This is a genomic window from Nonomuraea sp. NPDC051941 (assembly GCF_044593615.1).
Map to the genome: position 1 here is coordinate 47,828 of NZ_JBIUCF010000054.1, position 22,080 is coordinate 69,907.

At 73.0% G+C, this 22,080-nt stretch carries 18 protein-coding genes; 8 read left to right on the top strand and 10 right to left on the bottom strand.

The window, feature by feature from the left end:
• Window positions 1-5: 5 nt before the first annotated feature.
• From ACIHFD_RS55330 to ACIHFD_RS55350, 5 genes are read left to right on the top strand one after another with little or no spacing between them, the layout of a single operon-like run.
• The gene (locus ACIHFD_RS55330) at window positions 6-3,116 is read left to right on the top strand and encodes a tubulin-like doman-containing protein (RefSeq protein ID WP_397373763.1); all 3,111 of its coding nucleotides are present in this window, start codon (window positions 6-8) and stop codon (window positions 3,114-3,116) included.
• Window positions 3,117-3,118: 2 nt separating this feature from the next.
• The gene (locus ACIHFD_RS55335; protein ID WP_397373764.1) at window positions 3,119-4,954 is read left to right on the top strand and encodes a hypothetical protein; all 1,836 of its coding nucleotides are present in this window, start codon (window positions 3,119-3,121) and stop codon (window positions 4,952-4,954) included.
• Complete coding sequence (locus ACIHFD_RS55340) at window positions 4,944-5,921, top strand: hypothetical protein (RefSeq protein WP_397373765.1); 978 nt, start codon at window positions 4,944-4,946, stop codon at window positions 5,919-5,921. The genes ACIHFD_RS55335 and ACIHFD_RS55340 overlap by 11 nt, the downstream gene beginning before the upstream one ends.
• Window positions 5,918-6,922: a hypothetical protein gene (locus ACIHFD_RS55345; RefSeq protein ID WP_397373766.1), complete on the top strand. Its 1,005-nt coding sequence runs from the start codon at window positions 5,918-5,920 to the stop codon at window positions 6,920-6,922. Before ACIHFD_RS55340 ends, ACIHFD_RS55345 begins: the two co-directional genes overlap by 4 nt.
• The gene (locus ACIHFD_RS55350; protein WP_397373767.1) at window positions 6,922-8,280 is read left to right on the top strand and encodes a hypothetical protein; all 1,359 of its coding nucleotides are present in this window, start codon (window positions 6,922-6,924) and stop codon (window positions 8,278-8,280) included. Before ACIHFD_RS55345 ends, ACIHFD_RS55350 begins: the two co-directional genes overlap by 1 nt.
• Window positions 8,281-8,287: 7 nt before the next feature.
• On the opposite strand, the gene ACIHFD_RS55355 is transcribed toward ACIHFD_RS55350, so the two are convergent.
• Window positions 8,288-10,822 (bottom strand): LuxR C-terminal-related transcriptional regulator, encoded by a 2,535-nt coding sequence (locus tag ACIHFD_RS55355; RefSeq protein ID WP_397373768.1) that lies wholly within the window; start codon window positions 10,820-10,822, stop codon window positions 8,288-8,290.
• A gap of 67 nt (window positions 10,823-10,889) precedes the next feature.
• On the opposite strand from ACIHFD_RS55355, the gene ACIHFD_RS55360 reads away from it, so the two are divergent.
• Window positions 10,890-11,987 (top strand): hypothetical protein, encoded by a 1,098-nt coding sequence (locus tag ACIHFD_RS55360; protein WP_397373769.1) that lies wholly within the window; start codon window positions 10,890-10,892, stop codon window positions 11,985-11,987.
• Between the two features lie 80 nt (window positions 11,988-12,067).
• Here the strand turns inward: ACIHFD_RS55360 and ACIHFD_RS55365 are convergent, their stop codons facing one another.
• The gene (locus ACIHFD_RS55365) at window positions 12,068-12,619 is read right to left on the bottom strand and encodes a TetR/AcrR family transcriptional regulator (RefSeq protein ID WP_397373770.1); all 552 of its coding nucleotides are present in this window, start codon (window positions 12,617-12,619) and stop codon (window positions 12,068-12,070) included.
• Between the two features lie 121 nt (window positions 12,620-12,740).
• Here ACIHFD_RS55365 and ACIHFD_RS55370 point away from each other — a divergent pair, with 121 nt between their 5' ends.
• Entirely contained in the window at window positions 12,741-13,931 is a 1,191-nt protein-coding gene (locus tag ACIHFD_RS55370; protein WP_397373771.1) for a serine hydrolase domain-containing protein, read from the top strand.
• A 78-nt stretch (window positions 13,932-14,009) separates the two neighbouring features.
• Here the strand turns inward: ACIHFD_RS55370 and ACIHFD_RS55375 are convergent, their stop codons facing one another.
• Entirely contained in the window at window positions 14,010-14,351 is a 342-nt protein-coding gene (locus ACIHFD_RS55375; protein ID WP_185077364.1) for an Lsr2 family protein, read from the bottom strand.
• 790 nt (window positions 14,352-15,141) lie between these two features.
• Here ACIHFD_RS55375 and ACIHFD_RS55380 point away from each other — a divergent pair.
• Complete coding sequence (locus ACIHFD_RS55380) at window positions 15,142-15,981, top strand: SPFH domain-containing protein (RefSeq protein ID WP_397373772.1); 840 nt, start codon at window positions 15,142-15,144, stop codon at window positions 15,979-15,981.
• A gap of 93 nt (window positions 15,982-16,074) precedes the next feature.
• On the opposite strand, the gene ACIHFD_RS55385 is transcribed toward ACIHFD_RS55380, so the two are convergent.
• The 7 genes from ACIHFD_RS55385 to ACIHFD_RS55415 are packed head-to-tail and all read right to left on the bottom strand — an operon-like array spanning window position 16,075 to window position 22,041.
• Window positions 16,075-16,659: a putative glycolipid-binding domain-containing protein gene (locus ACIHFD_RS55385; RefSeq protein ID WP_397373773.1), complete on the bottom strand. Its 585-nt coding sequence runs from the start codon at window positions 16,657-16,659 to the stop codon at window positions 16,075-16,077.
• Window positions 16,660-16,696: 37 nt separating this feature from the next.
• Complete coding sequence (locus ACIHFD_RS55390) at window positions 16,697-17,470, bottom strand: DUF1932 domain-containing protein (protein ID WP_397373774.1); 774 nt, start codon at window positions 17,468-17,470, stop codon at window positions 16,697-16,699.
• A gap of 37 nt (window positions 17,471-17,507) precedes the next feature.
• The gene (locus ACIHFD_RS55395) at window positions 17,508-18,269 is read right to left on the bottom strand and encodes an IclR family transcriptional regulator (RefSeq protein ID WP_363972768.1); all 762 of its coding nucleotides are present in this window, start codon (window positions 18,267-18,269) and stop codon (window positions 17,508-17,510) included.
• A gap of 37 nt (window positions 18,270-18,306) precedes the next feature.
• Window positions 18,307-18,897, bottom strand: a complete 591-nt coding sequence (locus ACIHFD_RS55400; RefSeq protein WP_350739434.1) for an RraA family protein — start codon at window positions 18,895-18,897, stop codon at window positions 18,307-18,309.
• A gap of 12 nt (window positions 18,898-18,909) precedes the next feature.
• Window positions 18,910-19,926, bottom strand: a complete 1,017-nt coding sequence (locus ACIHFD_RS55405) for a tripartite tricarboxylate transporter substrate binding protein (RefSeq protein WP_397373775.1) — start codon at window positions 19,924-19,926, stop codon at window positions 18,910-18,912.
• Window positions 19,927-19,954: 28 nt separating this feature from the next.
• A complete protein-coding gene (locus ACIHFD_RS55410; RefSeq protein WP_364250136.1) occupies window positions 19,955-21,466 on the bottom strand; it encodes a tripartite tricarboxylate transporter permease in 1,512 nt (503 codons plus the stop codon).
• Window positions 21,466-22,041: a tripartite tricarboxylate transporter TctB family protein gene (locus tag ACIHFD_RS55415; RefSeq protein ID WP_397373776.1), complete on the bottom strand. Its 576-nt coding sequence runs from the start codon at window positions 22,039-22,041 to the stop codon at window positions 21,466-21,468. Before ACIHFD_RS55415 ends, ACIHFD_RS55410 begins: the two co-directional genes overlap by 1 nt.
• Between the last annotated feature and the right edge of the window lie 39 nt (window positions 22,042-22,080).

Here is a 22,080-nt window from a genome sequence, read left to right on the forward strand (position 1 = left end):
GGCGCATGAGGATCTTCGATCCGATGATGTTCGTGGGGCTCGGCGGCACCGGCTGCCGGGTCGGAGTGGAACTGGAACGGCGGCTGCGGGACGAGCTGTGCGGTCCGGACGGCATGGACCTGATCAGAAACTTCAGCTGGCAGAACTACCAACCCTACGAATTGCCCTCCTGCCTGCAGTTCGTCTACGTGGACCTCAACGAGGCCGAGCTGACCCGCACCCGGCGCCGGGTGGTGCCGACCGAGCGGGAGTTCCCGGCGGCCGCCCGGACCGCCCACCTGATCCACGACGTGGTGCCGAAGTTCGACTCCTACCCGGAGGTGGCCCGCAGCCTGCGGGCGACGTTGAGCGACCATGTCAAGGACTGGCTGCCGCCGCGTGAGCAGGAGCCGCTGGTCGCCCCGCTGATGCGCGGCGCCGGGCAGCTGCCCACCGTGGCCAGGGCGGCGCTGTTCGAGCGGATGCGGCACGGCCCCGGGCCGGTGGTGCAGGGCATCGACGACGCCATCGGCGCGATCAGCAACTCGGGCGGCGAACTCGCCGGGCTGGGCGGCCGGCTCAGACGCACCTGCGACGTCTTCGTGGCCTACTCGGTGGCGGGCGGCACCGGCAGCGGCATCTTCTACGACTATCTGCACCTGATCGGCGACGCCTTCGCCCGCAACCAGATCAGGGCGCGGATCTACCCGCTGGTCGTCATGCCGTCGGCCTTCGCCGAGGGCAAGGGCGGCGGCCGCCGGGCCCGCCTGAACGCCGGCGCCGGCCTGCTGGACCTGTTCCGGCTGGTCGACGACCAGAACGCGCCGCACGCCGGCACGCAGATCGACGAGCAGGGCATCGCCGGCGAGCTCGGCGTGCGCTACCCGGGCAGGGGCGAGGTGCGGCTGGCCACCGGCACCGTGCAGACGGCGTTCCTGTTCACCATGCCGCCCGGCGTCGAGCGGGACGACCTGCACCGCTCGATCGCCTCCCTGATCGTCTCGCTGGCCGGCACCCAGCCGCACACCACGGGCGACGGCGGCGGCATGGAGGACCGCGGCGAGTCCTCCTTCGCCGACGACTTCATCAACCGGGCCGTGGAACGCGAGGTGGCGGCGGCCTCCGGCATCGGCAACCGGGGCGTCTCGACGGCCTTCGTCTCCTCCATGACCGTCCCCGTGGAGGAGCTGGCCGACCTCGTCAGCTCCCGGCTGCTGGCCCGCGCGGTGACGCAGCTCGAAGCCGTGCCGCCGGGCGCCGCCGAGAGCAACATCGACGAGATCCGGCGCATGTTCACCACCACCAACCTCGAGCCGCTCAACACCCGCGAGCCGCTGCCGCTGCCGGACGTCCGCCCCGCCACCGGCGCGGCCGAGATCCAGAAGTCGCTGGCCAACCGGATGCGGGCGATGGAGGACAACCTGGCCTCGCTCGAACGGCAGCTCAACCGCGTCGTGCCGACCCTGGCCCAGGAGCTGGACGTGCGCCGCGGCGCGCTCGAGGCGCTCGGCCAGGTCGACCCGTTCCGGCTGCGGCGGGTGGTGGTCGGCCTGCCCGGCGACGTGCACGAGGCCGACCGGCTGGGCTTCGCCGGGCTCCTGGACCACCGCAGGGCGCAGCCGCGCAAGCCGTACGACAACATGACCGAGGCCCCGCCGCAGCCCCGGCCGATGCGCGACCGGCTGCTGCGCAAGGTGCAGTGGACCGACCCCGAGGTCCAGGCCTCGATCGCCGACCAGGACACCTGGTACCTGTGGCGCAGCCAGGGGCTCTGGCACCGGGCGTGGGCCGACCAGATGCCCCGCTGGGAGCCGCGCCGCAAGCAGCTCATCCGCGAGGTGCGCGAGTTCACGCAGGTCTTCGTCGAGCACGCCGAGGCCGACGCCGAGCGCTTCGCGCGCCGGGCCGGCGAGCTCTACGAGACCCGCGTGGGCGTCTACCACCTGCTGCCGCCCGCGGGCGCGGAGTCCTTCTACGACGCGGTCGTCCGCCGCTTCGTCGACGTCTTCGTCTCCCGGCAGCTGCTGCGGCCCACCGACGGGGAGGCCGCCGTGGCCAACGCGCTGATCGGCCCGGACGGCTGGCGGCACGCCTACGACCTGGCCTGGCGCACGGGCAAGCCGGCCGACGCGCTCACCTGGGTGCGCGACCGGATCAAGCTGGAGGTGAAGAAGCTCTTCAAGGACCAGGACGAGGCCGCCGCGCTGGGCGAACAGCCGCTGCTGCCCTCGCTGGCCGACATCCTCGCCCAGGCCGCCTCGGGCGGCGGCGACGACCCGCACGTGCGGCAGTTCCAGCTCAAGCTGGCCGACCTGGTGCCGGGCGGCTTCACCCCCGACGGCACCGGCGACCTGAAGGTGCTGGTCTCCTATCCGGCGCCGGCCAAGGACCCGGCCCTCGAACGGTTCCTCAAGGACCGGATCGACCTGCCGGGCGTGCCCGACTACCGCAACATCGACGCCGACTCTGTGACCGTGGTGCAACTGCGTACCTCGATGAGCGTCACCCAGGTCCGCGAGCTGCGCGAAGTGCTGCACAGCTGGGCCGACGCGCTGCGCGACGAAAGGCCGCAGGACCACCTGAAGTGGCGCCAGCGGCTCGGCTACGACTTCGGCTACCTGGCCACGACCGAGGAGCACCGGGTCCGGATCCTGCACCGGCTGCTCTGCCTGCTCTGGAACGGCCGGGTCAGCGTGGTGGAGGGCGAGCTGAGCTCGCCGGCGCGGATCCGGATCGACGTCGAGGGCGGCTCGATGACGCTCCCGCTGACCGGGTACGGCAAGGCCTCCTCCTGGCCGAGCATGCTGCGCGCCTACGAGCAGTGGGTGATCGGCGGCGACGAGGAGTTCCGCAGCCTGGTCAGCGAGCAGCTCATGAACGCCACCCCGAAAGGCCTGGCGGGCGCCCCCACCGTGCCGGACCCGCTCTACCACCTCGTCACCGGCATGTCCGCCGACCAGCTCGGCCTGCTGGAGATCATGGTGCCCAAGCTGCCGTCGGGCGCGCGCAACCGGGCCGACCAGCTGATCGCCTTCTGGGCGCACACCCTGCCCGCCGCCCTGGACCTGCCGTTCGAGCGGGTCGCCGAGGCGGTCGCCTACAACCTGCGCGACCTGGACGCGCTCCTCGGGGAGTGAGCATGGTCGTCGTGCTCGACCTGCGCGAGGGTGAGCTGGAGCGGCTCGGCGCCCAGGTCCTGGTGGTGGCCGACACCGAACGCCTGGCCGGCGCCCAGCGGGTGCTCCAGGACGTCTTCAGCTCGCGCCTGGTCAGGTCGGTGCTCGTCCTGGCGGTGGGACCCGACCTGCGCCTGCCCCCCGTCCTGGACGGGGAGAGCCGCAGGGTGCTCTGGGTGAGCGACCCCTGCGGCATCCTGTGGAACGCCGACACCGGCGAGGCGGCCCACGGGCCCGGGGTGAGCGCGGAGGCCATCCTGATCGACCTGCTCACCCAGCCGGAGGTCTTCGACGAGGTGGTCAACAGCCTGGGCGACATCCCGTACGGCACCGCCTCGCCCGGCTGGCGCATCGTGGCCGGCCGGATCGATCCCGAGGTGCTCGGCCAGGCCTTCCGCGAGGTGGCCGAACGCTTCGACGGGCCCGTCCAGCAGGACACGGCCACCTTCAGCTCGCCGCTGGCCACCGCGCTGCCCGTGCTCAGCGGCACCGTCGACCTGCCCTCCGACCTCCTCGACGCGCTCGTCCCGGAGGGCCCGCTGCACCGGCTCCACCGGAGCGCCGCCGAACGGATCGACCAGGCGGTCCGCGCCCTGGACGACCTCGGCTACGTCCACAACGCCCGCGCCCGGGCCGCGGTCGTCGACAAGGTGATCGCCGCGGGGCGGGCGCTCGCCGAGTTCCGCGACACCGTCGCGCGGCTCTTCGAGGAGATCGACCACACCGACGACAACGCCGCCGAACGGCTGGCCGCGCACGGGATCAGGTTCGCCGTCCCCGCCGACATGGGCCACGCCCAGATCGTCGGCGAGCTGCGCGCCGACCTGGAGGCGGCCCTGGCCGAGCGCAAGAGCGTGCAGCGGATGGTCTCGCGCTACCGCCTGCTGGCCGACCACAGCGCGCCTATCGGCAGCCGCGCCTTCGTCGGCGACCTCTGGCGGGCCTGCCCGGACGAGCTGCTCAACGCGCTGCACGCGCCCGCCGAGTTCCCCGCCACGTTCCTGCCCCGCTTCGTCTTCTGGCGGCGCTCGCGGGCGTGGTGGCGCGAGCAGCTCTCGCTCGGACCGGCCAGGACCGCCCTCGACGACCTGCGCTCGATGCTCGAACGGGTCGCGGCCAGCGAGTGGATGCTCGGTCAGGCCCGCATGCACACCTCCGACGCGTCCCGCACGCTGGCGGCGGCGCTGAACGAGATCTGCGCGCAGGTGTCCTGGACGCTGACCGACTGGAGCAAGGCCGAGACCGGCCAGGCCGCCGCGAGCCCGGCGCTCGACGAGGAGGTCACCGTGCGGCTGCGCGACCGCGGCGGCCAGCTGCGCGAGGTCATCACCGGCGACCTCGTCGACGCGGTCACGAGCTGGCTGGAGCCCGCCTGGACCTCCCTCGAACAGGGCGCCTACCGGGACGCGCAGGTGGGGCTGGAACGCCGGGTCGACGAGACGCTGCGGCAGTACCGCTACCACCTGACCCACCGGGGCGTCCAGGAACGCCCCGACTTCGGCACCGGCGACACGGGCCGCCAGGAGCTCGTCGACGCGGTCTGGCGGCAGTCCCAGCAGGTCGTGCGCGCGCTGCGGGCCCAGGCGAACGGCCAGATGCTGCAACTGTGCGGCGACCGTGACCTGGCGATGCTGCTGCGGCAGGCGTACGCGGTGCGCTTCGCGCCCAGGGCCGTGCGGGGGCAGGGCAACCCGCCCGACGTCGTGTGGACCCGGTCAGGACAGTACGCCGGCACCCTGCGCCTGGTGCCGCTGCGCCCCGGGACGGTCGAGGAGAACTGGAGCGAGGATGGAACCTGAGCCGCTGACCTTCTTCACTCCCGACGGCGACCTCGTGACCTGGGAGGTGGAGGCGGAGCCGGACCACGACCCCTTCGAGCGCCGGCTGACCCTCGTCGTCCCGGGCACCACGATCGTGCAGCGGCGGGTGCCCCGAGCGGAGGGGCGCGACCGCGACCACCTCTACGACCTGCTGGAGAACGAGGCCCGGATGGGCGCCCGGCTGCTCACCCGGCTGCGGCGGGCCTACCCCGTCGAGCTGCCCCGGCTGATGGGCTACAGCCTGGACGAGGAGGAGCCGTTCGTGCTGCTCTCCGACCACCGGGGCGAGCCGGTCACCCGCTTCGCCGGCTCGCTCCTGATCGCCGAGCAGCGGGCCCTGCAGGCGAGCCTCTTCCGCGCCGTACGCATCCTGTCGGCCTGCGACATCGTCCACCGGCGCATCGACCCGGGCACCGTGCGCTGGGACGGGACCGCCGTACAGCTCACCGACCTCAGCCACGCCACGCTGGCCGGCAGCCGCCGGCTGCGGCTGGGTGAGGCCCCCTACGCCGCCCCGGATCAGCGCGCGGGCACCGGCCGCGCCTCCACCGCCGACGACCTCTGGAGCGCCGGAATGGTGATCTACCGCACGGTCACCGCCCGCGAGGTCGCCGACCGCCCCGACCTCACCGCCGCCCCGGCGCTGCAGCCGATCCACGACGTCTTCTCCGGTCAGCCGCCGTCGGCGCTGGAGGTGCTCGACCGGCTGCGGGAGCCGGACCCCATGCGGTCCATCCCCGCCGAACCGGACCTCCGGCTCGAGGAGGGCCGCGTCGCCTTCGACCGGGCCCACGAAGCCAAACGTGAGCAGGAGGTGGAGCAACCTCCGCCCGTCACCCGGATCGAGCAGGTGCAGCAGGAGCAGCCGCAGAAGTGGTGGGCCCGCTGGCTTCCGCTGGCCGTGCTGGCCGCCCTCGTCGTGGTCGTCTGGATGGTGATCCGGTGATCCTCTGCCCGATCTGCCTGCACGAGTTCGCCTGGAGCGAGGACGAGCTCTACGAACGCACCCCCGCGGGCCACTACCAGCCGCTCTCCCTGGAGAACGCGACCGGGGCCCGCCGCGAGGACCTGCTGCGCGCCGCCCACGTCCGCTGCCCGGCGCCGGTGGCGGACCCGAGCCTCGAACACCACCTGCCCTACACCTACGTACGGCACGGCCGCCCGCTGGTGATCGGGCTGGTCGGCGGGCCGGAGACGGGCAAGACCCACCTGCTGGCCTCGATGATCGGCGCCATCGAGCAGGGCGGCCTGCGGCCGTACGGGCTGACCGCGGACGCGGTGGACATCGAGCGGCACGCCGAGTACGTCAACACGTACGTGCATCCGCTGATGGTGGAGCGGACCGCGCTCTCGCGCACCACCCACCGGGCCACCGCCGAGCCGGCCGACGCGCTGCTCGTCAACGACGGCCGGCACACCACCGCGGTGGCGTTCTTCGACATCGCCGGCGAGCTGCTGCGCAGCTCCACCCACGAGGCGACCAGGTTCGTGCCGGCCGTCGGCGGGCTGCTCTTCGTGATCGACGCCGCCACCAGGTCGGCCAGGATGGGCGACGAGTCCTTCCGCGCCGTGCTCGACCGGCTGCCCAAGAGCGGCGGGCGGCTGGACATCCCCGCCGTCATCGCGGTCACCAAGAGCGACTCGGTGCGCTTCGAGTCGCCGGTCGACACCTGGCTGTACGACGAGCCCGACCGGCTGGACCAGGTGGACGTCCTGCGGGAGAGCCGCGACGTCTACGCCTTCCTGCACGGGCGCGGCGCGCAGGCGTGGCTCAGCCCCTACGACAAATGCCGCAAGTGCACCCTGCATTTCGTCTCGGCGACGGGCTGCGCCCCGACCGACGGGCGCTTCCCCAGGGGCGTGCGGCCGCGACGCGTCCTGGCGCCCCTGATCTCGCTCCTCGCGATGACCGGTGTCCTGCGCGGCTATCCGGAGGTGGGGATCTGATGGGGCGTTACTCCAGCGTCGACTGGATCCTGTTCGAGTGGGACGAGCGCCGCACCGGCCTCGGCCCCGTGCGCTCCTCCCTGGAGGACACCCGGGGCTGGTACCACCAGCTCGGACCCTGGCTCGACCCTGGTCCCGCGCCCGGGGTCAGCGTCTGCCGGCTCATGGTGGACGGTCGCGTGGTGGTGCTCTCGCGCACGCGCACCGGCGGCTCGGACAGCAGGCGGACCATCCGGGTCCAGGCGTACCTGGGCGGCTCGGCCGCCAACGCCTCGGCGATGCCGAACGTCCGCCAGGCGCTCGCGCTCGCCCCCGGCTGGAGCTCGCTGCTGCCCGCCGACCCGGAGCCGCTCGACCTGGCCGTGCTGCTGCGCCCCTATGCCGACGCGAGCGCGGCACTCGACCGCCGGGCCCGCGCCGAGGCGGCGACGCTCGCGCCGATCGTCTCGGAAGCGCTGCGCGGGCACCGGGAGTCGCTCTCGGTGGTGGCCCAGGGGGAGGCCGTCGTGCAGCTGTGGGGGCTGGTGGACATCCTGGACCTGGTGCTCGGGCGCTATCCGGAGACGTTCTCCACCTACGAGAGCGACGACCTCAAGCAGGGGGCCGAGGTCATCTTCCTGCAGCAGTGGCCGGGGCCGTCGTCGCGGGCCTCGCACCGGCGGCGCGTGGATCTGCGGGCGCCCGACCAGAGCGACCTGTACGGCGAGATCGCGGCCATGGTCGTCGACGCGTACGCGGGCCGACGGCTGCCGGAGCTGGTCAAGCGGCTGCGGATCAACGACGGGACGGCGCTGGAGGAGCGGGTCGAGCTGCTCGGGGCCGCGCTGCGCGAGCCGCCGAAGCCCGTACCGGACGAGCCCCGGACGCCTCCTCCGCCGGAGCCTCCCAAGCCTTCAGCGCCTTCAGAACCGGCGCCCGCGGTGACATCGGGCCCGCGGAGGCGGGCGCCCGCGGAACGGCCCCGCCCCACGCCCGCGCCGGAGCCCCGCGCACCGGTCACACCGCAGGCCCGCCCCGACCCGCAGCCCGTCGCGGTGCGCGACGCCTTCGACTACTTCCTGACGGAACTGGCGGAGGCGACCACCGAAGGCGCGGCCCGGGGCATCCTGAGGGACGTCCACGCCTGGGCGCGGACGCGCCCGCCGGCCGACGTACGCTCCCGGCTGCACGCACTGGTGCCCGAGCTGGAACGGCTGCTGCCCGACGACGAGGTCAACCCGATCCTGCGCGACCTGCTGGACCCCGACGCCCCCGCCGAGGCCGTCAGGTCCGCCTGGCTCGATCCCCGCTGGCTCGTCCTGGCCGCGGTGCTGCTGGTCGTGCTCGTCCTCCAGGTCGTGACGACGATCCTGCGCTGACCACCGGTCAACCGGCCAGCCGGTTCAGGAGCGCGGCCAGGGCGGCGCGGTCGTTGACGCCGGTCTTGTCGTAGACGGCGTACAGGGTGTTGGCCACGGTGCGGACGGACACGACGAGCCGCGCGGCGATCTCGCGGTTGGTCAGCCCCTGCGCGGCCAGCACCGCGATCTCGCGCTGCCTCGGCGTCAGGCTGGGCACGTCGAGGTCCATCAGCGCGAGCGTACGGGCGCCCTGGCAGCGCTGCGAGAGCCGCCAGGCCCGGGTCTGCGCCGCCCGCGCCCCGCGTACCAGCCCGGACTCGCGGTAGCGGGCCGCCGCCCGCGCCGCCGCCTCGGCCGCGTACAGCAGCAGGCCGAGCCGCTCGAAGCCCTCCGAGACCGCGTCGAGCTCCGCGCCGTCGCGGGCGGCGGCGTGCCGCGCGAACAGCGCCACCAGCGGGCCCTCCACGTCGAGCGCGGCCAGCCGCGCGGACACCAGGTCGGCGCGGCCCAGCCGGACGACGTCGTGCAGCAGGAACGGCACGTCGCACGGCAGCGCGTCCTCGGCGGTCTCCAGGCAGAGCTCGACGGCCCCGGCCGCGTCGCCGCGACCGGCCAGGGTCCACGCGCGGGCCAGGCGCAGCGGCACGACGACGGACGGGCCGATCGGCGTCCCCGTCGCCTCCGCCCGCTCCACCGCCTGCTCGGCCGCCGCGACCTCGCCGAGCAGCGCGTACGCGTGCGCCAGCTCGCCCAGGCACGACCCCGCCAGCACGCTGCGATCGGGCAGCCGCGCGGCGGTGTCGCGGGCCCACGCGAGAGCGTCGGCGAGCCGGCCGCGCAACCGCAGCACGCGGGCCGTCCACGTGCCGAACTCCAGGTTCGCCCGCGTCCAGGTGTGGAAAGGCCCCTCCAGGCCGTACCCCTGCCCGGCGAACCGCTCGGCGGTGTCCAGATCGCCGAGCAGCAGCGCGGCGTGCGTGGCATGGCCGGTCAAGGCGGCCGAGAGGCTGCGCATGGCGACCGGCTCCTTCGCCAGGCCCGCGCCGATCTCCGCCACGTGGGCCAGGCATTCCGCGGCCCGCCCCTGCGCCACCAGGACGGCCGCCTCCGCCCCGCTGATCATCCGCGCGCCGTGCGGGCTGAACGGGCCCATGTCCCGCGCCCGCGCCATCAGGTCCTCGGCCGCGGCGATGTCGCCGGTCAGGGCGGCCAGGACGGCCCGCATGATGAGCGTCGCCTGCCGCGGCTGAACCTCGTGGACGAGCCCGCCGGTCTCCTCCAGGACGGCTCGCGCCCGTGCGACGTCCCCGAGCCCGACCGCCAGGTTCATGGCCCGCTGCACGCCGAGGTCGGTCCGGGCCGCCTCGCCCATCTCCGCCGCCCAGGCGGTGGCGAACACCTCCTCGGCCTCGGCGTACCGGTCGGTGTAGAACAGCACCGTGCCCAGCGCGGCCAGCGCGGGAGTCCCGCCGCCCGCGGCCACGGCCGCGCGCCCCAGCCGTACGGCCAGCTCCAGGTCCCGGATGACCCTGGCGCGCTCGCAGCCGGCCAGCAGCAGCCCGGGATCGCCGGTCAGGCCGCCGTCCAGCCGCCAGACCGCCACCCTGAGCACGTCCTCGTGCCGCCGCAGCCCGGCCTCCGAGACCGCCTGCGCCAGTCGGCGCACCATCGTGCGGGCGCGCAGCACGCCGCAGCCGTCCCTGATGACCTCGCCGTACAGGGGATGCGCGAGCCGCACCTGGAGCCGCCGGCCGTCCGGCTGCACCGTGACGAGCTGCCGGTCCTCCAACTGCTGGACGGCGTCGAGCGACCCGAAGGCGGCCAGCAGGTCGGCGCCGAGCGGCTCGCCGTACGCCAACAGCTCCAGCGCCTCCCGCTCCCGAGCGGTCACCTCGCCGATGCGGCCCGCGATGGTCTCGCGCAGCGTGGGCGTGATCGTCAGCGGCCCGCTCCACCGCCACACGCCACCGTCGGCGGCGAGCATCCCGGACAGCACGAGTTCGCGCAGGTAGAGGGCGTTACCCTGGCTGACGCGCCACAGCCGGGCCACGGTCGCCGACTCCACCCGGCCGCCCAGCGCGGCCTCCAGGACGGCCGCCGTCTCCTCCAGGGAGAACGGCTCCAGCTCCAGCCGCGGCACCAGGTCGTCCTTCCACAGCGCGAGCACCGCGTCCGGCACCGGCGTCCGGCTGCGCAGCGTCGCGATCACCCGGGTGCCGTCCCGCGTCACGAGATGGTGGACGAGCGCGGCCGAGACCGGATCGAGCAGGTGGGCGTCGTCCACCACCAGCACCGGCACGCGCACCGCGGCGGCCGCCCAGCCCAGCGGGTTGCCGGCGGGCGGCGTGGCGGGGAGCAGCGGGGCGAAGGCGCCCAGCGGGACCTCCGCGGCGGCCGCCGTGGCCCGCGCCCAGGCGACCCCGTCGAGACCGTGCACGGCCTGCGCCGCCAGCCGGCTCTTGCCCGTGCCCGGCGGACCGGCCACGACCACGCCCCTGGAGGCGGACCTGATCTCCGACAATTGCGCCACACGCCCGATGAACGGCCAGGAGCCTGCCACGGCGAAAGCGTATTTGAGTAGGCCATGCTCATGCGAGCGAGTTGTCCCGCCCGCCATGCTGGGGCCCATGACCATGGCGCTGACCACCGGCCTGACAGACCTCGTACGGGAGAGCCTCGGCGACCCCCTCGCCGAGATCGCGGACCAGCACATCGACCTCCTCGACTCCGGCCCCGGGGCGTTGTCGACGACCTCGCTGCACCGCGTGCGCGGCACCACGACCGGCGGCGTGACCTGGTCGTTCTTCGTCAAGGCGATCCACGAGATCCGGCACTCGCCCTGGTACGCGGACATCCCCGAGCCGCTGCGCGCCACCGCGCTCGCGCACTTCCCCTGGCGGGCCGACGCGGACGTCTACCTGGCCCGCCCCCGGCTCCCCGGCGGGCTGCGGCTGCCCCGGATGTACCGGCTGGACGACCTGGGCGACGACCGGCTCGTCATGTGGCTGGAGGACGTGCGGGTCGCGCCCGCCGCCTGGGACCTGGACCGCTACCGCGCCGCCGCCCGCCGGCTCGGCGACCTGGCCACCGCGCAGCCCGTCGCGGGCCGTACGTCCGCGCCGCGCGAGCCGCTCAACCACGGCCTGCGCTACTACTGCGAAGGCCCGCTCGCCAACCTGTTCCTGCCCACCCTGCGCGACCCCGCCACGTGGCGGCACCCGCTGATCGCCGCGAACGCCGATCCCCTGCTGCAGGCCGACCTGCTGGCCCTCGCCGACCACATCGACCCGCTGCTGGACGCCCTCGACCGCCTCCCCCACACCCTCGTCCACGGCGACGCCAGCCCCTCGAACCTGCTGATCCCGGCCGACGGCTCGGCGGACTTCGTGGCCATCGACTGGAGCTGGCCGTACCCGGCGGCCGTCGGCTTCGATCTCGGCCAGCTCCTCGTCGGCCGGGCCCACACCGGCGAACTCGACCCCGCGGACCTGCCCGCCGTCCATGAGACGATCGAGGCCGCGTACACCGCCGCGGTGGCCGGTCTCGCGGACCCCGCCGAGGTCTCCTTCGGCTACGCCGCCACCCTCGTGCTGCGCAGCGCCTGGACCGCGATCCCCTTCGAACGCCTGGGCCAGGCGCCCACCCCCGAGCTGCACGACCTGTTCCGCAAGCGGGCCCGGCTCGCCCGGTTCGTCGTCGACCTGGGACGCTCCCTGCTCCCTTAGACGCGGCCGGACCGCGCACCTGGAGGCCGGGATCGTCGACAAGCCGGGCGACCGGCCGTAGCCGGTGGCCGCCGCTGTCGTCACGGCGACAGGATCGCGGTCGCACCACGCAGCAGCTCGTCCCGGAGTTCGTCGTCCGGAACGTCCGGAAGATGGCCGATCGGGTCGGTGGCCGCGGCGAAGGCCTGGGCGGCCCGCACGCGCCGGCGCCAGTCAGGATCGGGGCCGGCCAGCAGCTCGACGGCCCGGCTGGTGATGCCCACCACGCGCGACATGAGCTCGGTGGTCTCGTCGCCGTAGACGGAGGCGTCGCGCAGCAGCAGCACCATGGTCTCGCGGTGGCCGAGCATGACGTCGACGCAGCCGCCGAGCACGCGCTGCCGCACCTCGGCGAGGGTGGGCGCGGCGGCGGCGTCCCGGATCGTCGCGTCGAGCCGGTCGATCGGGGGCCGCACCAGGCAGTCGAGTATCTCGCCCTTGCTGCGGAAGTGGTGGTAGAGGGAGGGTTTGCTGATGCCGACCCGTTCGGCGACGTCCCGCATGCTGGCCGCACGGTAGGTCTGTGCGGTGAACAGCTCCCGCGCCGCCTCGATGATGCGCAGCCGGGTGTCGGAGGTTTCGTTCGGTGCCAATCGCCGTCCCTCTCTCGGTTCAGGCTGAAAGCATACCCCGGTTGCCAACCGTCCGGTCGGTAGGCTAGCGTCCAGCCACCCGACCGACCGGTAGGTCGGCTCTGACGCGAGGAGCGCGACGATGGCGCAGATCGAAGGAACCACCGCCGACGGATTCCAGGCGGTGCGCGAGTCGTTCGAACGGAACTTCACACACGGAGGCGAGGTCGGCGCCGGGCTCACCGTCTACCGGCACGGCACCCCGATCGTGGACCTATGGGGCGGCCACGCCGACCCGGAGACACGCCGGCCCTGGCGGCGCGACACCATCGCCCCCATCGCCTCCACCTGCAAGACGTTCGCCACGGGCGCCGCGCTGGTGCTGGCCGGACGCGGCGAGGTGGACCTGGAGACCCCCGTGGCCCGCTACTGGCCCAAGTTCGCCCAGAACGGCAAGGGCGAGATCACCATACGGACGCTGCTCGGCCACCGCGCCGGCCTGCCCACCCTGGACACCCACCCCATCACCTGGGAGGACCTGCGCGACTGGACCCCCATCACCGACGCCCTCGCGGCCGCCACCCCCGAATGGCCCCCGGGCACCGCGCACGGCTACCACGGCGTCAGCATCGGCCACCTCGCCGGGGAGATCGTCCGCCGCGTCTCCGGGCTCACGCTGAGCGAATTCCTGGAACGCGAGATCACCGGCCCGCTCGGCCTCGACTGCCACGTCCGCGTCCCCGACAGCGCCATGCCGCGCATGGCCACCATGGTCGTCCCCGACGCCGAGACCATGCGGCTCGGCATGGAGGTCCCCGAACTCGCCGACTTCGCCGAAGCGCTCAACGACCCAGCCACCTTGTCCTACCGCGCCTTCTACGGCAGCGTCGCCATCGGCTGGGACAGCACCAACGATCCCCGTACGTACCAGGTGGAGAGCCCGTCGATGGACGGCGTCGCCTCCGCCCACTCCCTGGCCCGCTATTTCGCCGCCCTGAGCGGCGAGGTCGACGGCATCCGCCTGCTCGGGCCCGAACTCGTCGACCGGATCCGCACCCCGCAGGCCGACGGGATCGACCAGACCCTGCGGGTCCACACCGCCTGGGGCATCGGCTTCGCCGTGCCCGGCGGCCCCTTCTGGCCCGCGCCCGGGCACATCACCGGGCTGTTCGGCCAGGGCGGCGCCACCGGCTCGTTCGCCTTCGCCGACCCGGACCGCGGCCTCGCCTTCGGCTACGTCCCCAACCGCGGCTCCGAACTGCTGGAAGGCGGCGACTTCCGCGTCCGCTCCCTGGTCGAGGCACTGTACGCGGCCCTGGACGACATTCGATGACCGAGCCGGGCGGCCGGCCAGGACCCGACCGCCCGTGCTCTTGTCCTGAAAAGACCTACCGGAAGCCGGATCGCTCCCTCAGTGGGCCGCCTCGTACTGCTCCACGACAGTGGCGGCGATGCGGCCACGCTCGCTCACCGGCAGCCCCTGGGCCTTCGCCCACCGCCTGATCTCAGTGGACTTCTCACGGGTGACGGCCCGCGAAGTGCCGGCGCCACCGCGTCGGCCGCGAACACCCCGCTCGGCGCGGACCGCGCGAGCCTTGGTGATAAAGGGAGCGAGAGCCTTCTCCAGCTTCTCCCGGTTAGAGCCCGACAGGTCGATCTCGTAGCTGGTGCCGTCGAGAGCGAACCTTGTGGTCCCCTCGGCGTCACTGCCGTCGATGTCATCGACAAAGGACTCAACAATGCGTTTCGCCATGATGCTGCTCCGATTACGTTATGGTTGCAGGTACTGTAGCCCCCTTCAGCAGATCACGCACCTCCTTGCGGCGCCGTGCTGACACAATCGAACTTCACGATCGCGTCTCGCACTACAACGCCTTTCGCTGTTGTGACGCGGTTTTCGCGCTTCTCGTGCCCGGCATTCCTCGACGCCGCCCCGGCCCATGGCCGGGCGGGGAACATACCAGGACCCGACCTGCGCGAGGCTCGCCCAAAGACCTGCACGAGATCCCTTCTGCCCTTCTCACCAGTGATAAGCCATCAACAACCGGCGACATCCCCGGCATGGCAAGACCACGGCCGCCCTCCCGCCTCCTCTCGCGCGCAGCGCGCTCTCGCGAGCGCGGGACGCCCTTGCCCCGGACCGCCCGCACCCGCGCCGATCCTGCGCCCCGGCTCCGCTGTCAGCAACCTAGTCGCAAGTGCGTCCGCCCCGCGGTCAATAGCTATGAATCCGCTATGTTGAAGTTCGATTCAAAGGTTTGCCGGGCCATATCAGGTATTGGCCAAGAACCGCAACTCGATCCTGACGCACCGCACTGACGTTTACCAGATACGCATCCGCCGGCTCAGCAGGATCCGCCCTTTACAAAGTAGATTTCCAACTGTTTCAGGCCACCGCGCCCCGCACGATCGCGGTTGACGGTTGACTGCACCGTGGCCGTTGCGCCGGAAGCGGCGGACCCCGGCGCCCGGGAGGTCCGGCCGGCTCGGTACGCCCTTCCGTTCGAGCAGGCCTACTCTCGAAGTATGGGAGGGAGGCCATTATGGTTACCGAGATCATCCTGGGTTTCCTCGCGGCCATCGCCATATTGACCGGGTTCGGGGGCGTCAGGATCGTCAATCAGGTCGAGCGCGGCATCGTGTTCCGCTTCGGCCGGGCACAGAAGGAGATCCGCCGGCCGGGAGTCGCCTTTCTCATCCCGGGAGTCGACCGGTTGAAGAAGGTGAACGTACAGATCGTCACGATGCCGGTGCCCACGCAGGAGGGCATCACCCGTGACAACGTGTCGGTCCAGGTCGACGCCGTCGCCTACTTCCGGGTGCAGGACCCGCTGCGGGCGGCCGTCGAGGTGCAGAACTATCTCTTCGCGGTGGAGCAGGTGGCGCAGACGTCGCTGCGCTCCATCATCGGCAAGAGCGAGCTGGACGATCTGCTCTCCAACCGCGAGGAGCTGAACAAGGGCCTCGCACTCATGATCGACAGCCCGGCGCTCGGCTGGGGCATCCACATCGACCGGGTGGAGATCAAGGACGTGCAGCTGCCCGAGTCCATGAAGCGCTCCGTGGCCCGCCAGGCCGAGGCCGAGCGGGAGCGCCGCGCCCGCGTGATCACCGCGGACGGGGAATTCCAGGCCGCCCAGAAGCTCGCCGACGCCTCCGCGATCATGGCTCAGACGCCGAGCGCCCTGCAGCTGCGGCTCCTGCAGACGGTCGTCGAGGTGGCGGCCGAGAAGACGTCCACGCTGGTGATGCCGCTGCCGGTGGAGGTGCTGCGCTTCTTCGACCGCGGCGCGCAGGGCTCGCCGGCGCGGGAGGAGTCAGCGGGGCCGGTCGCGGCCGAGAAGACCGCGCCGCCCGTCGCCGCCGTAGACCGCCGCCGTTAGAGCGCCACCGTCAGACCGCCACCCCGTCGCCGCCGTCAGCCGGTGCGCCCGGGGTGTGAGCCGAAGCCCGAAGGGTGAGCCGAAGCAGGCGGCTCAGGCGGCTCGGACGGCGAGGCCCGGGTAGTCGAGGACGAGGCCCGACGCGTCGTAGACCAGGTGGCAGGCGACGTCGAAGACCGGCGCCGCGTAGTCGTAGCGCTGCCGCCCCTCCTCGTCGGCCAGCCGGGCATAGCGCTGCTCGAGCCGCTCGACGGCCAGGTCGGCGGCCCGGACGAAGGCCGCCGGAGCCGGTGCGGCGGCGCCCACGCCGAGGCGCATCCGGTGCACGGGGAACGCGTTGGTCAGGGCCGACGACTCGAGGTCGACGTCGAGGCAGCCGTCCAGCCAGGACGCCGGCGCGCCGTCCACCCGCCAGCGGCCCGCGCCGTCGGTCTCCAGGAGGATCTGGCACCTGCCCCCGGCGGAACGGCTCGCGAGCCGGGCCGAGCGGGTGGCCCAGCTCGCGTCGAGCTCGATGACATAGTCGACGACCCAGGTGCGGCCTTCCTCGACCGCGGTCGTGCACCCCTCGACGCGGTGCCCGTCCGGCAGCGGCCGGAAGTAGACCACCTCGAAGCCGATGCGCGCGTCAAGGTGCCGCCAGGCCGCGGTGCCGGGCAGTGGCGCGAAGGTCGTCATGGCCGGATCATGTCATCGCCCACCGACAAAAGCCGCGTCAGCCGGTGGACAGGCGGCGGAGGGTCTGCTCGGCCGCGCGGGTCATCTCGGCGGGCACGCCGAGGGCGTCCAGGTAGGCGCCGGTGTCGCGCATCTCCATGGCCCGCCGTACGGCATGCGTACGGGTGCCCGTCAGGAACCGGTCGATGACGGCCTGGCCGTCACCCGCGAGCTGCTTGGCGATCTCGCCCCTGATCCAGTCCTCGTCCCCGGCCGCCTGCCCCGCCGCGACGGCCTCGCAGACCACGGAGGCCAGCCCCTTCATGAACACGCTGCGCAGCAGCTTGCGGCCCATGGCCGCCCCGGGAGGCCCGTCGAGGACCTCCACGGAGACCTCGCGCGGGCCGCCGAGCGGGCGGACGAGCCGGGCGATCGCATCCGCCCCCGGCCCGCTGGCCAGCAGCGGGACCAGATGCCCGTGCAACGGCACCGGGCCCAGGATCGCCACGTCGGCGAAGTCGGCGCGGTCGCCGACCATCCGGCCGAGCCGCTCCATGACCTCCGGGGAGGCCGAGGTGAAGTCGGCGTAGCAGGCGCCCCGCGCCAGGTGGGGCAGGCACTGCTCGGCCACGGAGGGAGCCGCGGCGGCCCCCGTCAGGACGAGCACGTACGCGGCCTGTTCGACGGCCTCCCGCAGGGTCGCCGTCCTGGTGACGCCTTCGGGGGTGGGGGTGTCGCCGGGGTCGTACCCGAGCACTTCGTGCCCGGCGGCGGCGAGCGCGGCGGCATAGACGCCGCCCGCCTCGCCCAGTCCGATGACGGCGCAACGCATGATCAATCTCTTCAGTCCTCTTATATGTGAACCATGGCTAAAGGTCGCGCGCCCGGCCGAGCGCGGCGGCGGCGCGGCGCAGCTCGGGCACCCAGCCGAGCATCTCGCTCTCGGGGTGGCGCTCGGCGGGGCCGGAGATGCCCACGGACGCCATGGAGTGGCCGTCCGGGGCCGGCACGGGCGCGCTGATGCCCGAGCTCCCGAGCACGCGTTCGTTCATGGAGAAGTGGTAGCCGCGTTCCCTGATCTGCTCCAGCTCGGCCCGCAGGTCGGCCTCGCTGACCGGCTTGCCGCCCGCGGTGCCCAGGTCGCGGACCGCGGCCATCAGGGCGTCGAGCTCGTCGTCCGGCATGGCCGCCGCGAGCACCTTGCCCGCGCCCAGGTGCAGCGGCAGCCGGCGGCCGATGGGGAGCTGGTAGCGCAGCGGGTCGGCGCCGTCGACGCGGGCGATGACGATGCGCTCCAGGCCCGACCTGATGTGCAGCGTCGTGGTCAGGCCGGTGGTGGCGGCCAGCTCCTGGAGCACGGGGGTGGCCGCGCGGCTGAGGCCGTCGGTGACGAGGAAGCCGTGCGCGATGGCGAGGGCGGCCGGGCCGAGGTGGTAGGCCTGCTGCCCGGCGACCACGAACCCGCGCCGCTGCAGCACCCCGAGCAGGCGCAGCGTCGTGGCCGGGGACAGCCCGGCCCGCCGCGCGACCTCCGACAGCCGCAGCGGCTTGTCGCTGCGCTCCAGCACCTCGATCACGTCGAACGCGCGCTCGACCGAGCGCATGGACGGCTGCGGCTGTCCGGCGGTCATCGGCGGAACCCTTTCTCGCACGCGGATGAACCTGTCGTCACGCGGATTCAAGGATGGCAGCCCGTTTGCCCTCCTCGGTCACGAAGACGGCCTCGGCCGCCTGCGCGACCCGCTCGGCCTCGGCGAGCGGGACGACGACCACGCCGTCGGCGTCACCGAGGATCAGGTCGCCCGGCGCGACGGCGACGCCGCCGACCGCGACGGTGCGGCCGAGGTGGCCGGGCCCGTTCTTGTACGGCCCCGCGGGCGTCACCGCACGGGCGAAGACGGGCATGCCCATCTCCCCGAGCCCGTCGGCGTCCCTGACGGCCCCGTCGATGACGAACCCGGCCACGCCCTTGTTCTTGGCGCGCTGCCCGATCAGCTCGCCGATCAGCGCCCGGGACTCGTCGCCGCCGCCGTTGACCACGATGACGTCGCCGGGTTCGACGACGTCGAGCGCCTGGTGGATGAGCGCGTTGTCACCCGATCGGGTCCAGATGGTGAAGGCGCGCCCGGCCACGCGGGCGCCCGGCCAGATGGGGCGGATCCGGGAGTCGAGGACGCCGAGGCGGTCCATGGCGTCGCCGATGTTGGCGGTGGGCAGGGCGGCCAGCCGGGCCAGCGCGTCCTGGGAGGTCTCGCTCATTGAAGGCGCCTTTCAGCTCTTGGTGTTGCGGACGAGGGGGAGGGCCTGCTTGACCGTGGTCTCCTGGTCGGCCCAGTACGTGCCGTAGTCCTGGCCGGACTTGTACGCGGTGGCCAGGCCGAGGTCCTTCATCTTGGCGACGACCGCCGGGTCCTCGATCGCCTTCTTCAGGGCGCCTTCGAGCTTGACGCGGACCTCGTCCGGCAGCCCGGCGGGCGCCGAGTAGCCGCGGGCGGTCGCCCCCTCGACCTGGTAGCCCTGCTCGGCGAAGGTGGGCGCGTCCGGCAGGAACGGGCTCCGCTCGGCCGACATGACGCCGAGCACCTGGATCTTGCCCTGGGCGACGAGGTCCTTGACGTCGCTGACGTTGCCGACGTACGCCTCGACGTGCTTGCCGAGGAAGGCCGCGATGGCCGACGACGCACCCTCCGAGAAGTGCACGGGGGCGAACTCCGCCCCGGTCTTCTGCTGGATGTCGGCCAGGGCGAAGTGCTCTCCGGTCTGCACCCCGGTCGTGGTCGCGGTGACGCTCTTCGGCTTGGCCTTGACCGCCTCGATCAGGGCTTTCAGGTCCTTGTACGGGCTGCCGGGCGCGACCCCGACCAGCATCGGGTCGAGCACCTGCATGCCCAGCGGCAGGAAGCTCTGCCGGGTGTAGGTGGCGCCCCGGCTCGGGTCGAGGGGCGAGACGACGACGGACGGCGAGCCGGTGGCTCCGATGGTGTAGCCGTCGGGCTTGGCCTTGGTGAGCGCGGTGTAGCCGATCTGTCCCCCGGCGCCCGGCTTGTTGAGCACTTCGACGTTCGTACCCAGCTCCTTCTCCAGGACGGGTGCGACCACGCGGGCCGCCGCGTCGACGGCCGCCCCGGGCGCGAACGAGACGATCAGCGTGACCGGCTTCCCCTTGCGCGGCCAGGCGCCCGCCGTGTTTGACTCCGGGCCGCCGGACTGCTGGGCGCCGCACGCGGCGAGCGCCGTCGCCACGGCCACGACTGTGACTGTGGCCCTGGCTGCGATCTTGACTTTCACGATGGCTCCTTCTAGGGGGGTGGTGGCCTCAGGCCTCGGGGTCCTCGGCCAGGACGGCGGGTTTGCGCAGCCCCAGCAGCCGGCTCAGCAGCGGGCTCACGGCGATGGCGAGCGCGATCACCAGCAGGACGACGCAGATCGGACGAGTCAGGAAGACGGTGAGGTCGCCTTGCGACAGCTCCAGCGACTCGCGCAGGGAACGCTCCATGAGGGGCCCGAGCACGAGGGTGAGCACCAGGGGCGCCAGGGGGATGTCCAGGCGGCGCAGCACGAGGCCGAGCAGCCCGAAGGCGACCATGACGAACACGTCGAAGACGGAGAAGTTGATCGTGTACGCCCCCACGACCATGAACGTGAGGATCAGCGCGGTCAGCACCGGGTACGGGATGCGCAGGATCGACGTCCACACCCGCACCAGCGGCACGTTGAGCACCAGCAGGATGACGTTGCCGACGAACAGGCTGGCGATGATCCCCCAGGCGACGTCGGCGTGCTCGGCGAACAGGGTCGGCCCCGGCGTCAGCCCCTGCTGCAGGAACGCGCCCATGAGCACGGCGATCGTCGGTGAGGCCGGGATGCCGAGGGTGAACAGGGGCACGAGCGCGCCGTTCGCGTGCGCGTTGTTGGCCGTCTCCGGCCCCGCGACGCCCTCCACCGCGCCCGACCCCAGCTCGGCGCGGTGCCTGCTGAACCTGCGCTCCGCGCCGTAGGCGAGCAGCGAGGAGACCGAGCCGGTCATCCCGGGGACGAGCCCGAGCGCGAACCCGATCCCGGTGCCCCTGGCGATCGCCGGAACGCTGCGCCGCAGGTCGGCACGGCCCGGCAGGAGCGCCCGCAGCCCTGGGGCCACCGCCTGGGCGGTGCCGCCCCTGGCCGCCACGAGGATCTCCGACAGGCCGAAGAGCCCGATGATGACGGCGACGAAGCTGATGCCGTCGAGCAGGCGTTCGCTGCCGAAGGTGAACCTCGGCGCCCCGGCCACCGGGTCGATGCCGACCATCGAGATCAGCAGGCCGAGCACGCCGGAGATGAGCGCCTTGGTCATCGAGCGGCCGGCGAGCGCGACGAGCAGGGAGATGCCGAGCACCATGAGCGCGAAGAACTCCGGCGGCCCGATCCGCAGGCCCAGGTCGCCGAGCGGCTTGGCGGCGACGACGAGCCCGACGGTGGCGACGGTGCCGCCGACGAACGAGCCGAGCGCCGCGATGGTGAGCGCCACTCCCGCGCGGCCCTGCTTGGTCATGGCGTAGCCGTCGATCGTGGTGATCGCGGAGGCGGCCTCGCCCGGGGTGTTGAGCAGGACGCTGGTGATGGTGCCGCCGTACTGGGTGCCGTAGAAGATGGCGGCCAGCATGATGATGGCGCTGGTCGGGTCCAGGTTGAGGGTGAGCGGGATGAGCAGCGCCACCCCGGCGACGGGCCCGATGCCCGGCAGCACCCCGATCAGGGTGCCGAGCAGGCAGCCGATGAACGCGTACAGGAGGTTCTGCGGCGACAGGGCCGTGGCGAGCCCGCCGAGCAGGTCGGCCAGGACGTCCATCACAGGCCCCAGCCGGCCAGGAGCGGGATCGCCGACGGCGGCAGCTGCACCATCAGCCCCTGGTCGAAGCCGTGGTAGATGCCCACGCTGCCGGCGAGGGAGAGCACGAGCGACAGCGCCCAGCTCCGGCCCGCGCGCCACTTGAGGTGGAACATGAGGAACGCGAACACGCTGATCTGGTAGCCGGCCAGGTCCATGGCGGCCGCGAGCACCACCAGGCTGCCGAGCACGGCGGCGGCGTGGCCCACGTCGGTGCGCTCGGCCGGGCCGTCCTCGTCCGCACGCGCCCGCCTCGTCTGGGCGGCCCAGGCCAGCGCGAGCAGCCCGAGCGCGATGGCCAGCACGAACGGGAAGAACCCCGGCCCGGGACCGAACGAGGTCCACAGGCCGAGCCCCAGGGATTCGACGGCGATGGAGAACGCGAGCGCGACAAGAACCACTTGCGCGCCCGCTCTCAGCCTCGCGTCGGAAGCCCGCGCCGCCGCGGCCGCGGCCTGGTCGTCGGGGGCGGGGGCATGCTCGGCGAACGCCTGTTCATGGCTCATGGGGGTGTAGCCGCCTTCCAGTCTTTTCACACAGTGAAAAGTCTTTCCATTTCATGACAAGCGTGCTGG